At 30.5% G+C, this 14,939-nt stretch carries 15 protein-coding genes and 1 other annotated feature; of the genes, 1 reads left to right on the top strand and 14 read right to left on the bottom strand.

What is annotated here, in order from left to right:
- Nucleotides 1–115: 115 nt before the first annotated feature.
- On the bottom strand, nt 116–403 hold the full coding sequence (locus tag ACESR5_RS00790) for a post-transcriptional regulator (RefSeq protein ID WP_087245490.1): 288 nt from the start codon (nt 401–403) through the stop codon (nt 116–118).
- A 79-nt stretch (nt 404–482) separates the two neighbouring features.
- Between ACESR5_RS00790 and ACESR5_RS00785 the strand changes: the two genes are divergently transcribed.
- Nucleotides 483–1,808 (top strand): oligosaccharide flippase family protein, encoded by a 1,326-nt coding sequence (locus ACESR5_RS00785; protein ID WP_373153781.1) that lies wholly within the window; start codon nt 483–485, stop codon nt 1,806–1,808.
- Here ACESR5_RS00785 and ACESR5_RS00780 read toward each other — a convergent pair.
- The 13 genes from ACESR5_RS00780 to vanG form a co-directional block, all read right to left on the bottom strand.
- On the bottom strand, nt 1,789–2,928 hold the full coding sequence (locus ACESR5_RS00780; RefSeq protein WP_087303673.1) for an aminotransferase class I/II-fold pyridoxal phosphate-dependent enzyme: 1,140 nt from the start codon (nt 2,926–2,928) through the stop codon (nt 1,789–1,791). The genes ACESR5_RS00785 and ACESR5_RS00780 overlap by 20 nt on opposite strands.
- The gene (locus tag ACESR5_RS00775) at nt 2,928–3,662 is read right to left on the bottom strand and encodes an amino acid ABC transporter ATP-binding protein (RefSeq protein WP_373153833.1); all 735 of its coding nucleotides are present in this window, start codon (nt 3,660–3,662) and stop codon (nt 2,928–2,930) included. The genes ACESR5_RS00780 and ACESR5_RS00775 overlap by 1 nt, the downstream gene beginning before the upstream one ends.
- The gene (locus tag ACESR5_RS00770) at nt 3,649–4,320 is read right to left on the bottom strand and encodes an amino acid ABC transporter permease (RefSeq protein WP_087303675.1); all 672 of its coding nucleotides are present in this window, start codon (nt 4,318–4,320) and stop codon (nt 3,649–3,651) included. Before ACESR5_RS00770 ends, ACESR5_RS00775 begins: the two co-directional genes overlap by 14 nt.
- 5 nt (nt 4,321–4,325) lie before the next feature.
- Complete coding sequence (locus ACESR5_RS00765) at nt 4,326–5,072, bottom strand: transporter substrate-binding domain-containing protein (protein WP_087303676.1); 747 nt, start codon at nt 5,070–5,072, stop codon at nt 4,326–4,328.
- Between the two features lie 132 nt (nt 5,073–5,204).
- Nucleotides 5,205–5,411, bottom strand: a binding site (T-box leader).
- Nucleotides 5,412–5,542: 131 nt separating this feature from the next.
- Complete coding sequence (locus ACESR5_RS00760; RefSeq protein WP_373153778.1) at nt 5,543–5,776, bottom strand: hypothetical protein; 234 nt, start codon at nt 5,774–5,776, stop codon at nt 5,543–5,545.
- A gap of 8 nt (nt 5,777–5,784) precedes the next feature.
- Nucleotides 5,785–6,321: a nitroreductase family protein gene (locus ACESR5_RS00755; protein WP_087297407.1), complete on the bottom strand. Its 537-nt coding sequence runs from the start codon at nt 6,319–6,321 to the stop codon at nt 5,785–5,787.
- Between the two features lie 54 nt (nt 6,322–6,375).
- Nucleotides 6,376–7,305: a hypothetical protein gene (locus ACESR5_RS00750; RefSeq protein WP_373153776.1), complete on the bottom strand. Its 930-nt coding sequence runs from the start codon at nt 7,303–7,305 to the stop codon at nt 6,376–6,378.
- Between the two features lie 69 nt (nt 7,306–7,374).
- Nucleotides 7,375–9,270 (bottom strand): molecular chaperone HtpG, encoded by a 1,896-nt coding sequence (gene htpG, locus ACESR5_RS00745; protein ID WP_373153774.1) that lies wholly within the window; start codon nt 9,268–9,270, stop codon nt 7,375–7,377.
- 202 nt (nt 9,271–9,472) lie between these two features.
- Entirely contained in the window at nt 9,473–10,885 is a 1,413-nt protein-coding gene (locus ACESR5_RS00740) for a glycoside hydrolase family 1 protein (protein ID WP_373153772.1), read from the bottom strand.
- Between the two features lie 137 nt (nt 10,886–11,022).
- Nucleotides 11,023–12,144 (bottom strand): serine racemase VanT catalytic subunit, encoded by a 1,122-nt coding sequence (gene vanT, locus ACESR5_RS00735; RefSeq protein ID WP_373153769.1) that lies wholly within the window; start codon nt 12,142–12,144, stop codon nt 11,023–11,025.
- The gene (locus ACESR5_RS00730; RefSeq protein WP_191341140.1) at nt 12,125–13,135 is read right to left on the bottom strand and encodes an acyltransferase family protein; all 1,011 of its coding nucleotides are present in this window, start codon (nt 13,133–13,135) and stop codon (nt 12,125–12,127) included. The genes vanT and ACESR5_RS00730 overlap by 20 nt, the downstream gene beginning before the upstream one ends.
- The gene (locus ACESR5_RS00725) at nt 13,132–13,878 is read right to left on the bottom strand and encodes a D-alanyl-D-alanine carboxypeptidase family protein (protein WP_087935448.1); all 747 of its coding nucleotides are present in this window, start codon (nt 13,876–13,878) and stop codon (nt 13,132–13,134) included. The genes ACESR5_RS00730 and ACESR5_RS00725 overlap by 4 nt, the downstream gene beginning before the upstream one ends.
- The gene (vanG, locus tag ACESR5_RS00720) at nt 13,856–14,914 is read right to left on the bottom strand and encodes a D-alanine--D-serine ligase VanG (protein WP_191341141.1); all 1,059 of its coding nucleotides are present in this window, start codon (nt 14,912–14,914) and stop codon (nt 13,856–13,858) included. The genes ACESR5_RS00725 and vanG overlap by 23 nt, the downstream gene beginning before the upstream one ends.
- Nucleotides 14,915–14,939 lie beyond the last annotated feature (25 nt).

Here is a 14,939-nt window from a genome sequence, read left to right as displayed (position 1 = left end):
TTCAATTACGTGTATTATAACATACGTATCTTTTATATTTCAAATAATCTGTTTGGCATGATATCAAATAAAAACACCTCTAACAAAAACAAAACGGTTAGAGGATCAATCATTATTATTTAGCTATAAAATCACTAAAATCATCTATATTCATGGTTGAAGCTTCTTTAATGACTTTCATTTTTAAATAATCAAAAACTTCTGAGAAACGTAATGACATAATATCATCAATAACATCACACATTGCTTTTGTTTCAACATCTTTCCATTTTATAGAATAAAGATAGTCTTTAATATCATAACTATCAATTTCATGAATTCCTTCATTTTTAAATTCATTAGCTTTTATACGAATTAAAAAAAGAATATCTAATGGCAAGTTATTCTTAATATTGATTTCCATTGACTGCACTTCCTAACATATTTTTTGAATAATTAACATATTTATTATAAAGGAAATTCGACAATAAAGGAAGTATTTTATGAAAAGAAAATTGATTAATTCATTTCTCATATTAACAAGCAGTACCCTCATCACAAAAGTCTTTTCTTTATTCAACAGAATGCTTTTATCCCGTCTTTTAGACGAAAATGGAATGGCTCTTTATATTTTGGCTATCCCGACACTTTCTTTATGTATTACCTTAGCTCAGTTTTCCATTCCATCTGCTGTTTTCCGCTTGATTTCACACCCCAAATACAACAATAAAAAAGTTATTATTTCAGCTTTATGCATTTGTTTAGCAACATGTTTATTGATTATGGGTGGACTTTTGTTTTTTTCAAAAATAATTGCTCTCTATTTTCTAAAACAAAGCGATGCATATTTACCTTTATTATGCATCCTTCCATTCATTCCATTAGTTGGTATAAGTGGTATTATTAAGAATTACTATTTAGGAAGAGAAGATGTTTGGAACTTATCACTTGCACAATTATTTGAAGAAGTTTCTCGTATTCTTTTTACCTACATTGTTATTCAACAGTTTCATTATTTACCGATGACGTATTTAGTCAGCATTGCTATTTTAGCTATGAGTATTGGTGAACTCACTTCTATTCTTTTTTTAATGTTACGTTTAAAAAGGAAAATCAATTGGCATTATCATCCCATATCCTATTTTCAAAAACATTTTATATTTAAAGATATGATGAATATTGCTTTACCATTAACAGGTTCAAGACTGCTTCATGTCTGCTATAATTTTTTAGAACCCATCCTTTTGGTTTCTATTTTAACAAAACTTCATATAGGAGAAAACCAAATACACCTTCAATATGCGATTATTAACGGTTATGTCATTTCTTTGCTGGTTACACCTACTTTCTTTAATAATGTTGTTTTAAGATTGTTGATTCCTATTCTTAATAAAGATATTGCATATAATCGTTTAGAAGCATTAAAAAAACATGTTTTTTATAGTTTGGTCATCTGTTTTTTTATCAGTCTTCCTTTTACACTTATATTTTATTTTTATGGCGATGTCTGCCTTCAAATCATGTACAATACAACCAAAGGTTATCATTGTTTACAATACATGTGTATTCCCTTTACAATCTTCTATTTACAAACACCTTTAAGTGCCACACTTCAAGCATTCAACAAAAATAAAGAAATGTTTATGATGAGTACATTTGAAGTTATTATTGAATTAATTTGTTTAATCATTTTAATTCCACGTTTTCATGTAGAAAGTGTGGCAATTGTCATGCTGATTGGTTTATTTTCGACACTGATGTTCTCAACTTATTTTGTCTATCAATTAGTATATAGACGCAAAAAAAAGTCTATAGCTGAATGTCTATAGACTGATGATCAAATTGTCTTAACCATTTAGAAAATGTAATAAGCCCTTCTTTTATCACTTTTTCATCTTGTGTAAAGCCAAAACGTAAATGATATTCTATATCAAATGCACTTCCTGGCACAAAAAATACACCTGTTTCTTTTTGAAGTTTTTCACAAAACTCTGCTGATGGTATATCCAAATGATAATGTAAGAAACAAACTGTTCCATGACGTGGTATAACACAAGAAACAAGTGGTTCTTGATCTAACCATTTTTTAAGAATAAGTTTATTTGTTTGACATATATCACGACTACGTTTTAAAATCACATCTTTATTTTCTAATACTAAACAAGCCAGATAATCATCTAATGGACCACTACTAATAATATGATAGTCACGTCGATAGTTTACTAAATCAATGACTTCCTGAGGTCCTTTTATCCAACCAAGTCTTAAACCAGCAAATGAGAAAACTTTTGATAAACTTTGTGTCACTATTGCTTTATCATAATAATCACTAAATGAAGGATATAATTCTAAGCTTTCAGTATCTACACCACGATAGATTTCATCACATAAAATATAGCAATCATATTTTTGAGCTAATTTTATAATATCTTTCATTAATGACAAAGGTATTGTTGTTCCAGTAGGATTATTAGGTGAATTTAAGCATATCATTTTTGTATGTTCTTGTATACATGATTCAAAATCTTCAATTGTTGGTAACCAGTCATTTTCTTCTTTTAAAGGAATTAAAGAAACCTCACAACCTAATGATAATGGAAAATCATACATTTGCTGATAAGTTGGAAATAAACTAATAACATGATCTCCTTTTTCTAGCAAACTCATTAATACCAGTTCGTTGGCATTAATAGCTCCATGAGTTATAGTTATATTTTCAAGTCCACCCTGTTCATAGAGTGATAAGATAGCTTTTTTTAAACGTGTTGATCCAACAATAGGACCATAATCCATTTTCATAGACATCATCTGTTTCGCTATATCCTCTTGAACAAATTGTTGAAGTTCTAATAAAGATAAGGATGACACACATGTTTCTGTCAAATTATATTGACAATCGTTTTCATGATCTGTCATCCATGTTTCTACTTTAAATTCATTAAGTTTCATTAATGCATAACCTTATTTAAGAAATCCTGTGCTCTTTGTGTTTTAGGATTTCTAAAGAATTCTTCAGCCGTATTTTCTTCAACAATTTTGCCATCCTCTAAAAAGATAACACGATCTGCTACCGTTCTAGCAAATCCCATTTCGTGTGTCACAACAACCATTGTCATTCCTTCATTAGCCAATTCCTGCATAACTTCCAAAACTTCAATAACCATTTCTGGATCCAAAGCACTTGTAGGTTCATCAAATAACATGATTTGTGGATTCATGCATAAACTTCTTGCTATCGCAACCCTTTGTTTTTGCCCACCTGATAATTTATTTGGATATTCATCTTTTTTATCAAGAAGACCCACTCTTTCTAAATATTGGCAAGCTATTTGTTCAGCTTCATCTTTGCTTTTTTTCATAACTTGAATAGGTGCTAAAGTCAGATTTTCTAAAACTGTCATATTGGGGAATAAATTAAAATGCTGAAAGACAAATCCCATTAAACTTCTTAATTTTTTATAAGTTTCTGGATCTTTTTCATCAAGCAATTGATCATTCACATAAATATGTCCACTTTCTGGTTTTTCTAATCCATTAATACATCTTAAAACTGTACTTTTCCCAGAACCAGAAGGACCAATCAAACAAACAATCTCACCTTTTTTTATGTCTAAGGAAACATCATTAACAGCTTTTAAATCATTGAATTGTTTCACAATATTTTCTACTTTAATCACGGGCAGACAACTTCCTTTCTAAACGTCTTGAAATATATGAAATAGTGAGTGTCATCACGAGATATAAACACGCTGCCTCAAGTAAAGGATAAATCAAATTAAAAGTTCTTGATCCTAAAACTTGTGCACTCATAAGCAACTCAGTTGCTCCAATACAGCTAATCAATGATGAATCTTTAATTAAAGTGATAAATTCACTGACAATTGGTGGAATAATTCTCTTAAAGGCTTGTGGCAATACCACAAAACGCATTGTCTGAAAATAACTTAATCCTAATGTTTCACAGGCTTCCCATTGACCTTTATCAATTCCCTGAATACCACTTCTGATTAATTCAGTTGAATAGGCTCCACTATTTATACTTAAAGCGATTAATCCACAAATATATGGATCGGGATTCATACGAGTTCCAGTTATTGACTGATAGATAACTGGAATAGCTATATAGAAGAACATAATTTGTAATAACATTGGTGTTCCTCGAATGACTTCTACATATATATTCCCAATCCATCTTAAAGGTGCATGTTTAGATAACTTTGAAGCAGCTCCCAATGTTCCTAAAATCATCCCAAAGAAAACTGCGAATGTCGCTAATATTAGCGACATTCCAGCACCTCTTAACATAAACATTAAATTTTCTTGTGTTAAAAGATTTTCCATTTATATTAAGCTCCCCATTTTTCTTTTAGTTCAGTATATTTATCAGATTTTATAAATTCGTCTAAAGCTTTATTGACATCATCCATTAATTCTTGACTATCTTTATTTGCAATAATTAAATTTTCTTCTTCTAATAAAGCTTCATCAATCATTCTATATGCATCTTGTGAATCATAATTTTTAGCAACTGCATAATCTAAAATAACAGCATCAACACCACCAGATTTTAATGTTTCAACTAATACCTTAACATCTGTAACAGTTGTTACTTTCGCATCTTTAATATCATTAGCACATGCTTCACCAGTTGCTGATAACTGTGCTCCGATTTTTTTACCTTCTAAATCTTTAACAGTCTGGATAGAACTATCTTCAGAAACTAAAGCCACTTGTTTAGAATCATTATATTTATTTGACCATAACACATCCCAGTCATCATGCATTGTAAAACCTGAAATACCTAAATCAATTTGTTTTGCCATTAAGCTTGTTGAAATTGTATCAAATGACATCTGTTTAAATTCATAAGTATAATTTCCACCATTTTCATTCATGATATTAATAAGCTCTTTTGTCATATCAATATCAAATCCTTCCATTTCACCATCAGTATTTAATGATTCATAAGGTGCATAATCAGGAGAAATACCAATCAATAACTTTTGTTCATTTGAACCACTTTCTCCTCCACCACATGCTGTCATTGTTAATGCCATAGCGGCAACTAATAATCCTTTAAATAATTTTTTCATTTTCATTCCCTCTTCTTTCTTTTTTGATTTTATTTATTTTATAGCTTCTGTGATTTTAATCAATCATCGCCGTAAACTCATCCTCATCAAAATCAATTCCCCCTTTGTATAAAAAAACGTCTCTTAGTTGAACTAAGAGACGAAATCATCGCGGTACCACTCTTTTTGATATATCAAAGATATATCCACCTCTATCCTTAAAGCAGATTCACTCGATACCCTACTTCTTTCAAGCATCGTTCTCCAAAGTGCGGTTCATTTAAACGCCTATACTGATCTCACACCAACATCAGCTCGCTTGATATTTGTTTAAACTACTCTCTTTTTCATCGAATTTTTTTATATGCTTTTATTATATGCATTTGCATAAACATGTCAACACTTTTTTTACTTTTTATTTATATAAATCATTATATTTTGAATTTTACCATAAAAGCTATCATTATTTTATTATATTCACAAAAATCATTTTATTTTTTCATATAAAATAAAATTTGTGAACTTATATCATGAGCCTTTTGAATAGAGTCATCCATCAAACCAAGTTGGTATTGAATCTCATCTAATTGATTATTCAGTTCTTGAATTTCTTGTTTTTGTTCTTTGATTTGTTTAATCTTTTTTGACATTTTTTCTCTACGATCTAATACATATATAGCCAATAATAAACAAACAAATCCACCAATAATATATAAAACTATCATATCTTTCCTCATTTCATTACAGTTATATCTTCAAATGTTTTACGTTGTGGTCTTTCAATTTCCATATCACTATAACCTAAAGCGATAACACTAACAACAGATTGATTATCAGGAACCGCAAATATTTCCTTTATTTTCTGTTCATCACGAATACCCATAACCAACGTAGATAATCCTAATTCTGTCGCCTTCAACAAAAGGTTCATATTATGCATACCACAATCATAATATCCCCATCCATTGCCAAGTTCATTCGTTGGTGTACCATCTTTATTATAACCAGAGCGATTCAAAACAATCGTGGAAACGATTAAAACAGGAGCTTGACCAACATTTTCTTGATTGAATTCTGGCAAAGCATTCTTTACCTGCTGTAAAGCTTCTTTTGATTTAGCGATATAATAACGTGTCACCTGTGAGTTCTTCCATGAAGGCGCTAAAATCGCCGCTTCAATAACCTGACGAATCACCTCATCATCAACTTCTTTTGACAGATATTGTCTTCTTATACTTTTTCTTTTATTCAAAACTTCATCTAATTCCATGTTTTCATCACCTATCCTTATTATAATCTTGATAAATCCGATTTGCAAATAAAGTTACATAGCATCATCTATATATTGTACAGGAATGATTGCCATTGGAGCAATATCAGGAATTTCATCACCATCATCATGAAGAGCATAATTTCCATTCAATGTTAAATAGACTTGATCACCTTTAGATAACTGATAAGGCATAAAAACATCTTCTCCATAAACACTATCTAAACACAAGCATAGCTTTTCATCTTTTTGATAATCAGATGATGTTGATTCAGGCTTGAAAAATATCTGATTGTCATTTTTTTCAATGACTGTTGCTAAAACTCTTGAATAACCTTCTAATTTTGAAGAGTCAGTCACATCATTTTGTTGACTTGTCAGCCAATCTTGAGAAGTGATCTGAATAGATTCATACGGAAAAATAGCTTCTGCAACCTGATAGTCACTATCTAAATTAATTATATGAATTTTAACAGCACTATCACAATCTCCCGTTGTCAATACACGGCTTGCTGTAACAAGACTTATAATGCCAAGCATGTTCCCACCTACTTCAAAAGCTTCACTTGAAAAAATATCTACAAAATGTTCCTGATCAATCCAAATTGTCATAGACGAATAATCATCACTATAATCCATCTGATAATCTTCTCCCATTTTCATAAATTCTTCTGCAGCCTGTTCAATAAGCTGCTTATTTTGATTGATCAGTGCTTGTTTTTGTTCATCAGTTGCTTCTATAATCAGGTATTCACCATCTCGATAAATCTTTTCACCATATTGAGAATCAATCTTTAAAGATTGATCATTAGAGACATATGTCATAAAATCTTCATATTCCTCTTTTCCTAAAAACCAATCATAATAACCTGCAAAACGATATTCTGTTAGATTCGCCTGTTGAGATCCGTCTTGAGATTGACAACCTGTTATCAATATTAATAAACAACTTATAATCATTATAGAAATACCCTTTTTTATCATAATTCCTCACCCAAATCTATTATAACATAAAAAAAGAAACGATTTATCAAAACCGTTTCCTCCAATGACTTATTTATTTGCATCTACCATTAATTGACAAACCTTATTAGAAAATTCAACAGGATCATCAATACTAAATCCTTCAATTAATAAAGCCTGATCATATAACAATGATGCATAATCATTAATTTTATCTTTATCTTTTTCAAATAAAGATTGTAAAGCTGTAAAGATTGCATGATTTGGATTAATTTCTAAAATTCTTCCTGCTTTGATATTTTGTCCATCAGGCATTTGATTGAGAACTTTTTCCATTTCAAAAGAAACACCTTCGCTACTTACCAAACAAACAGGATGTGTTTTTAAACGTGAAGACACTTTGACATCTTGAACTTTATCTTTCAATGCATCTTTAAGAGTTGAGATTAAGTCTTTATTATCTTCACTGACTTTTTCTAACTCTTTCTTTTCTTCTTCACTATCAATATCTAAATCACCTTGATTGATATTTTTAAATGGTTTTTCTTTATAATCTCTTAACATCTGAATACAGAATTCATCTACATTATCAATCATATAAAGAATATCAAATCCTTTATCTTTCACCATTTCTACTGTTGGTAAATGATCAATCTTTTCATAGCTTTCGCCACTGGCAAAATAGATTTTTTTTTGACCATCTTTCATGTTTTCAACATATTCATTGAAAGTTATCATTTTCTTTTCATTGGCACTATAATATAACAATAAATCTTGTAATTTATCTTTTAACATACCATAGCTGTTATAAATACCGAATTTTAACTGTAATCCAAAGCTCTTAAAGAATTCTTCATATTTTTCACGGTCATTCTTTAACATTTTTTCAAGTTCACTTTGAATACGTTTTTCAATTTTATCAGCAATGATTTTCAATTGACGGTCATGTTGTAACATTTCACGAGAAATATTTAATGATAAATCCTGTGAATCTACTAAACCTTTCACAAATCTGAAATGTTCAGGAACAAGTTCACTGGCTTTATCCATAATAAAGACACCACGAGAATAAAGCTGTAAACCTTTTTCATAATCTTGTGAATAATAGTTCATTGGTGGCTTAGAAGGAATAAATAATAATGAATCATAAGAAATTGTTCCTTCTACACTGTTATGCATAACACATAATGGATCGCTAAAATCATTAAATTTATCTTTATAGAATTCATTATAATCTTCTTCTGTGATTTCCTTTTTAGGTCTTTTCCATAAAGGAACCATTGAATTTAATGTCTTATTTTCAATGACTTGTTCATATTCATCACTATCTTCTTTTTTCTTAGAAGTTGTCATATCCATCTTAATTGGGTAATGAACATAATCAGAATATTTTTTCACTAATCTTTGAATTTCATATTCATCTAAATATTGATCATAATTTTCATCATCAGTGTTATCTTTTAAATAGAGATTGATTCTTGTTCCATGATTTGGATAATCAATTTCATTGATTGTATATCCATCACTTGTATCAGATTCCCAGATATAAGCCTGTTCTTCTCCATACTTTTTAGAAATCACTTCCACCTTATGAGCAACCATAAATGCTGAATAGAATCCAACACCAAATTGTCCAATAATATCAACATCATCTTGTCCTTTTTCTAATGCCTGTTTAAATTCAAAAGAACCACTATTAGCAATTGTTCCTAAATGTTCTTCTAATTCATCTGCATTCATACCAATACCTTGATCAATAATAGATAACATACGATGATCTTTATTGATCACAATTTGAATAGATAAATCTTCTCTTGAAATACCATTTAAATTTTCAGTCAATGCTTTGTAATATAATTTATCTGAAGCATCACTGGCATTTGAAATCAATTCTCTTAAAAAAATCTCTTTATGTGTATAAATAGAGTTAATCATTAAATCTAATAATCTTTGTGATTCAGCTTTAAACTGTTTCTTTTCTGCCATATTTACATCTCCTTTTATTAGCACTCTATCTATTTTTGTGCTAATAGTATCTTACACCTATCCTTTAGCACTGTCAACCCAGATGTGCTAATTTTTCTTTTTTTATCCGTCTCATAAAAATAACTACATTGAATATTCTTTTTTAATATAATTTTTATCAAAAAAAAGAATGGTCAAGTCAACTTGCCATTCTTTGATTTTATTAATCTAAATCTTCACCATTAGATTTAAATGCTTTAGCAACCCAATAGAATGATTTTTTAGGAATACGTTTTAAATCTCTGATATCTTTGTTTGTTCTGTTAACATAAACAAATCCATAACGTTTATCCATATTACACATACTTGCTAAAATATCAATTGGTCCCCAAGTAATATATCCTAAACAAGGAACACCATCTTCAAACATTGCATTTTCCATTTCTTTAATATGATCTCTATGATAGTTGATACGATAATCATCTTCGATTGTTTTACCTGCTGCAAGCATTGCATCTACTTCTTCTTGAGTCATATCTTCACGCCATCCAATACCATTTTCAAGAACGAATACTGGTAAATCAGAACGTGTATGTAAATCATTTAATGTCCATCTAAATCCAATTGGGTCAATTTCCCATCCCCATTCATTAGCTTCACAATGAGGATTTTTAATCATATGTTCACCAACAACTTCATGATATGGTCTTTCTAAGTCAAATTCACCTTCAGTCACTGTATTAGAACGATAATAACTGAATGCAATATAATCAACAGTGTATTTTAATAATTCTTCATCGCCTTCTTCAAAATGAGGCATCCATCCTCTATTTTCAAGATAAGCTACTATATAATCTGGATATTTTCCTTTTGCAAAAACATCAACATGGAAACCATTCATATATTGATAAGCTTGCCATGCAAATAAGTTGTTTTTAGGTGTATTTGTGTATGGATAAATATTTGTAACAGCAGCCATACCACAGAATTTAGCATCTGGTTGTAATTCTCTTAATGCTTTAACAGCTTTACAATGTGCAATAAAGACATTATGGTTAACTTGATATAAATGTTTTGGTTCACTTACACCTTCAGGAATTTCTTCAGCATTAGAAACTCTTAACATTTGACCATGCAAATTTTGTTCATTGAAACTCATCCAATGTTTTACACGATCTCCAAATCTTTCAATACATACTCTTGCATATCTTTCAAAGCAATCTACAACATAACGAGATGCAAAACCATTATAATTTTTAACAAGATGGTAAGGCATATCAAAATGAACTAATGTAATCATTGGTTCAATACCAGCTGCCAATAACTTATCAATTAAATCACTATAGAACTTCACACCTTCTTCATTAACAGGTTCATCTAAAGTTCCATTAGGAATAATTCTTGACCAGCAAATAGAAAAACGATAGAAATTAAATCCCATTTCTTTCATTAATGCAATATCTTCATCATAACGATGATATTCATCAATCGCAACATTCCAATCTGAAAATTCAGGATTCATTGGTCTAACATCATAAATACAAACCCCTTTTCCTCCTTCATTTCTTGCTCCTTCAGTTTGGAATGATGATACAGAACCACCCCAATAAAAATCTTTTGGCATTTTCTTTTCCACTTATAAAGTCCTCCTTTTTCTCTTATATTCTCATTTTAAAAGATATTGACATATGAGTAAATATCTTTTCATAACTTTATAAATTAGTTTCATAATTATATAAAAAATGCATTGTCATATGAAACTTTGTTTCATAATTATTCGTATTTATATATTTTAGGCAGACGATATCCTATACGACTTAAAATTTCGTTAGAAATCGTATTTGTTTGCATCGCAATTGTTTCTACATTTTGACAAACCTGATTCTTACCTATAATAGTTACAACATCATTTTCCTGAATATTTTCAACATCTGTCACATCAATCATCATCTGATCCATGCAAATACGACCCACTATCGGTGCAAATTGTCCTCGAACAATCACTTTTCCACGATTAGATAAGGCTCTAGGTAATCCATCAGCATAACCAATAGGAACAGTGGCAATTTTCATGGGTTTTGATGCTATAAATGTTCTTCCATAACCAATAGAATCGCCTGATTGAATATCTCTGACTAAAATGATTTTTGATTTTAATGATAAAACAGGTTTTAAAGATAATTGACTTTGCTTAGGCAATGAAGAATCAACACCATATAATAAGATTCCCATTCGAACATAATCAAAACTATATGTTGAATAATTTAATAAACCATAACTGCTTAAAAGATGAACCTTTCCTATTGAATAATGCTCTTTTTTAAGATTTTGAATGAATGTCATGAATTCTTCAATTTGTTGATATGTATATTTTTGACTTTCCTTTGTCGTTTCATCACAGACACAAAGATGTGAAAAAAGACCTGTCACATGTAAATAATGAGATTGATAAATAGCTTTGACTTTTTTGATATCACTTTCTCCTAAACGGTGCATACCAGTATCAATAGCCACATGAACTTTCACATCTATTTTTTGCTTTTCTAAAAGCTTGGCATAATCTTCGCATATAACTGTCTGCGTCAAATCATAATCTCGTAATTCTTTAACATGACAAGGGTCGGTATATCCTAAAATCAAGATGTCACCCTTAATATGACTGTCTCTTAATTCAATGGCTTCTGCCAATGTCGCAACCGCAAAATGATGTATCCCCATTCGATTCAATTCTTTAGAAATACGAACAGCTCCATGTCCATAAGCATCCGCTTTGACAACAGCCATGAATTGTTCTGGACAAGAAAGCATTGTACAAATTTCTTTCACATTATGTCTTAAAGCTGATAAATCTATTTCTAACCAGCTTCTTTGACAATCAAACATGTTGTTTCTCATCAATATTCCCCTTTCTTTTTATAAGAACATTCATGATAAATCCAAAACAAAACGAAAATAAAACAACCATAAGAAATTGTATAAAATTATTCTCAATGAAAGCCATCTGTCCACTCCATTTACCTATCATTCTCACCACAACAATCATCCATGGATGTATGACATAGACCCATAATGATATATTTTTAAGACTGATATATCGACGACCTTGAAACGTTATTAAAAATGAAAATAATAAGTAGGAAACAACAGGTAAACTGAAATACATAGCATCATGTCTTAATGTATAAAAAGTATGTAAAATCAAAGATTCCCCTATCATCATACACAAACTCAGCAATAGTAAAATTATATGAAGATGATGCTTAAAATGATATTTCTGTCTCGCTATCTGAGCACCCAACATGATAAAGAGTGGCGCAAAGAAAAATCCATTTCGTGTATAATCCATATATTGAAACAGATATGTATAGAAATGATGAAAAATATCAATCTGACTGATCATACTCAAATAACCATCACCAAACACCCCTATAACATATAAACCTATGACTATAAACCATGCATAGTTAAAACAGTATTTGATTAACAATAAAACGATAATCAATCCAATGATGGTAGCTGGAAAATACCATAAATGATAAAATGGTCCATCAATAAATATATCTTTGATAATAGCTATCACAAGATGTTCCTGAGAAAAATAATGATTATAAATCATGAGTGGAATATAAATCACAATCGCAATTCCATACCATTTCAACAATGAAAAAATTGTCTTTTTTATATGTTCCTGTGTAGGATAGCCATCTTTAAAAAGAAAGAACGATGTCACCATAAAGAAAAATGGGACAGCCAACCTTCCAATGGTACGTGTGACAATCAATTCCATAGTTGGATTGATTTGTAAAAATGGATAAATATGAATAGCTATTACGAAAACAGCTGCAATGATTCGCCCTATATCAATACAAGGATAACCTTTTTTCATAAGCTTCTCCTCCATACTGTCACAATGAAACCATCCATGTTATTACCTGATACCTGATAAATATCATCATTTCGTAAAGCTATTGTTATCTGGTCTTTGATCATGGGTACATAAAAGATTTCAAATACTCTTTGTCCGACAACATAAACATAGGGATGATAAATGGAATAACATTTCAAAAAATCATGATATTCTTCTAAACAAAAGTGGTGATCGTTCATAATCAAGGAATGTGGAAATCCAACATAACGAAAATGCCATGCTTCACCACTGATTCCTGTCATCTTTTCTTTATCTTTTTGATATCTTTCTATAAAACCAAAATCACCACAAACATGACGAAACTTTTGACAAATGCCCTGTTCAGGAAAATCCGGACAAATCTCATCAATAACACCCTTATTAAGTGCCAAATCAATAGCCAAACCTGTTTCATGTTCACTATGATGAGCCTTTGCAACATATTTTTGTGTAAATTCCTGACCATGTTTTTTTAAAGATTCCTGATAAAGCTGTTTTTGTTCTAAAGCAGAGCGATAAGCACTGGCCACAATGATTTCATCTTGAATATGAAGATGATTTAAACATTGGTGAAGAAGTCTAGAAGCATCCATTTGTATTTGATGGACTGTATCTTGAAAGAAGCAAAGATTGATATGAGAAAAGGAAAATGGATAATGTTGATTGACAAGGATTAGTGAGCCCTGATGAATATCTTTTTTATAAAGTGTTTTGATTTGCATGCTGAATCCCCATTTCAATCAATTGTGTTAATAATGTCTGAAAAGATAAACCGTTTTTTTCCATCATCATAGGATATCGACTATGGGCTGTAAATCCTGGTATTGTATTGACTTCATTAAAAACAATATGATGATCCGGTGTCAAAAACATATCCACTCTTGCAAATATTTGGCATCCTAAAATGCGATAAATTTCTTTAGCCGTTTCTTGAATTTGAAACTCTAAAGAAGATGAAATACGTGCTGGAACATGAATTTGAGATGTTTTGAGTGTATATTTTTCTTGAAAGTTAAAGAAACCTGAGGACAATTCAATTTCATCAACACGTCCTGTTTTTAAAGTCTTGCATCCCATAACAGCACATCCTACTTCAAAGCCTTTGACTTCCTCTTCTATTAAAACACAATCATCATATTGGAACGCTTCAAAAACAGCCTGATCAAGATGATCAAAACTTTCTAAACGACACATACCTAGTGATGATCCAGATTTCACAGGTTTCACATAAACAGGTAACTGTAAACCCATGATATCTGGTTTCTTATTTGGATAATCCTGTTGATGCTGTAAATAAACACAGCCAGGCACTTCAATGCCATGTGCTTTCACTAATTCATGTGCACGATATTTATCCATACACAAAGCCGATGACAATACATCACATCCAACAAGTGGAATACCAGTGATTTGAATTAGTCCCTGTACACTTCCATCTTCTCCATTTTTACCATGTAAAATAGGAAAAATCGCATCGACTTTCACTTCTTCAACTTTTTGATTGCGTATTTCTAGTAAACATTTTTGATGCGGATTTAATGATATAGTAACAGGATTTAAATATTCATGATCCCACTTATCATCTTTAATCAAAGAGATATCCCCTTCAAAATGTTTCCACTCTCCTTTTTGATTAATACCAATCATGTAAACTTCAAACTTATGTAAATCAAGATGAGATAAAACAGAATAAGCTGACTCTAATGAAACACTATATTCTGTCGATTTCCCACCAAAAAGAATTGCCACTTTTTTCATCTTATTTCCCTCCATTAAAAAAAGC

Origin of the sequence: Clostridium sp. AUH-JLR23 (genome assembly GCF_964238065.1) — a bacterium.
Lineage (GTDB): Bacteria > Bacillota_I > Bacilli_A > Erysipelotrichales > Coprobacillaceae > Allocoprobacillus > Allocoprobacillus merdigallinarum.
This window is presented reverse-complemented; position numbering and strand designations above follow the sequence as displayed.

What these genes read in the sequence shown, in the direction of transcription:
- ACESR5_RS00755 (WP_087297407.1), bottom strand. Translation starts at nt 6,321, where the DNA reads ATGGAATTAGATGAAGTTTTGAATAAAAGAAAAAGTATAAGAAGACAA.
- ACESR5_RS00770 (WP_087303675.1), bottom strand. Translation starts at nt 4,320, where the DNA reads ATGGAAAATCTTTTAACACAAGAAAATTTAATGTTTATGTTAAGAGGT.
- ACESR5_RS00780 (WP_087303673.1), bottom strand. Translation starts at nt 2,928, where the DNA reads ATGAAACTTAATGAATTTAAAGTAGAAACATGGATGACAGATCATGAA.
- ACESR5_RS00765 (WP_087303676.1), bottom strand. Translation starts at nt 5,072, where the DNA reads ATGAAAAAATTATTTAAAGGATTATTAGTTGCCGCTATGGCATTAACA.
- vanT (WP_373153769.1), bottom strand. Translation starts at nt 12,144, where the DNA reads ATGAGAAACAACATGTTTGATTGTCAAAGAAGCTGGTTAGAAATAGAT.
- ACESR5_RS00790 (WP_087245490.1), bottom strand. Translation starts at nt 403, where the DNA reads ATGGAAATCAATATTAAGAATAACTTGCCATTAGATATTCTTTTTTTA.
- ACESR5_RS00730 (WP_191341140.1), bottom strand. Translation starts at nt 13,135, where the DNA reads ATGAAAAAAGGTTATCCTTGTATTGATATAGGGCGAATCATTGCAGCT.
- ACESR5_RS00750 (WP_373153776.1), bottom strand. Translation starts at nt 7,305, where the DNA reads ATGATAAAAAAGGGTATTTCTATAATGATTATAAGTTGTTTATTAATA.
- ACESR5_RS00760 (WP_373153778.1), bottom strand. Translation starts at nt 5,776, where the DNA reads ATGATAGTTTTATATATTATTGGTGGATTTGTTTGTTTATTATTGGCT.
- ACESR5_RS00725 (WP_087935448.1), bottom strand. Translation starts at nt 13,878, where the DNA reads ATGCAAATCAAAACACTTTATAAAAAAGATATTCATCAGGGCTCACTA.
- htpG (WP_373153774.1), bottom strand. Translation starts at nt 9,270, where the DNA reads ATGGCAGAAAAGAAACAGTTTAAAGCTGAATCACAAAGATTATTAGAT.
- ACESR5_RS00785 (WP_373153781.1), top strand. Translation starts at nt 483, where the DNA reads ATGAAAAGAAAATTGATTAATTCATTTCTCATATTAACAAGCAGTACC.
- vanG (WP_191341141.1), bottom strand. Translation starts at nt 14,914, where the DNA reads ATGAAAAAAGTGGCAATTCTTTTTGGTGGGAAATCGACAGAATATAGT.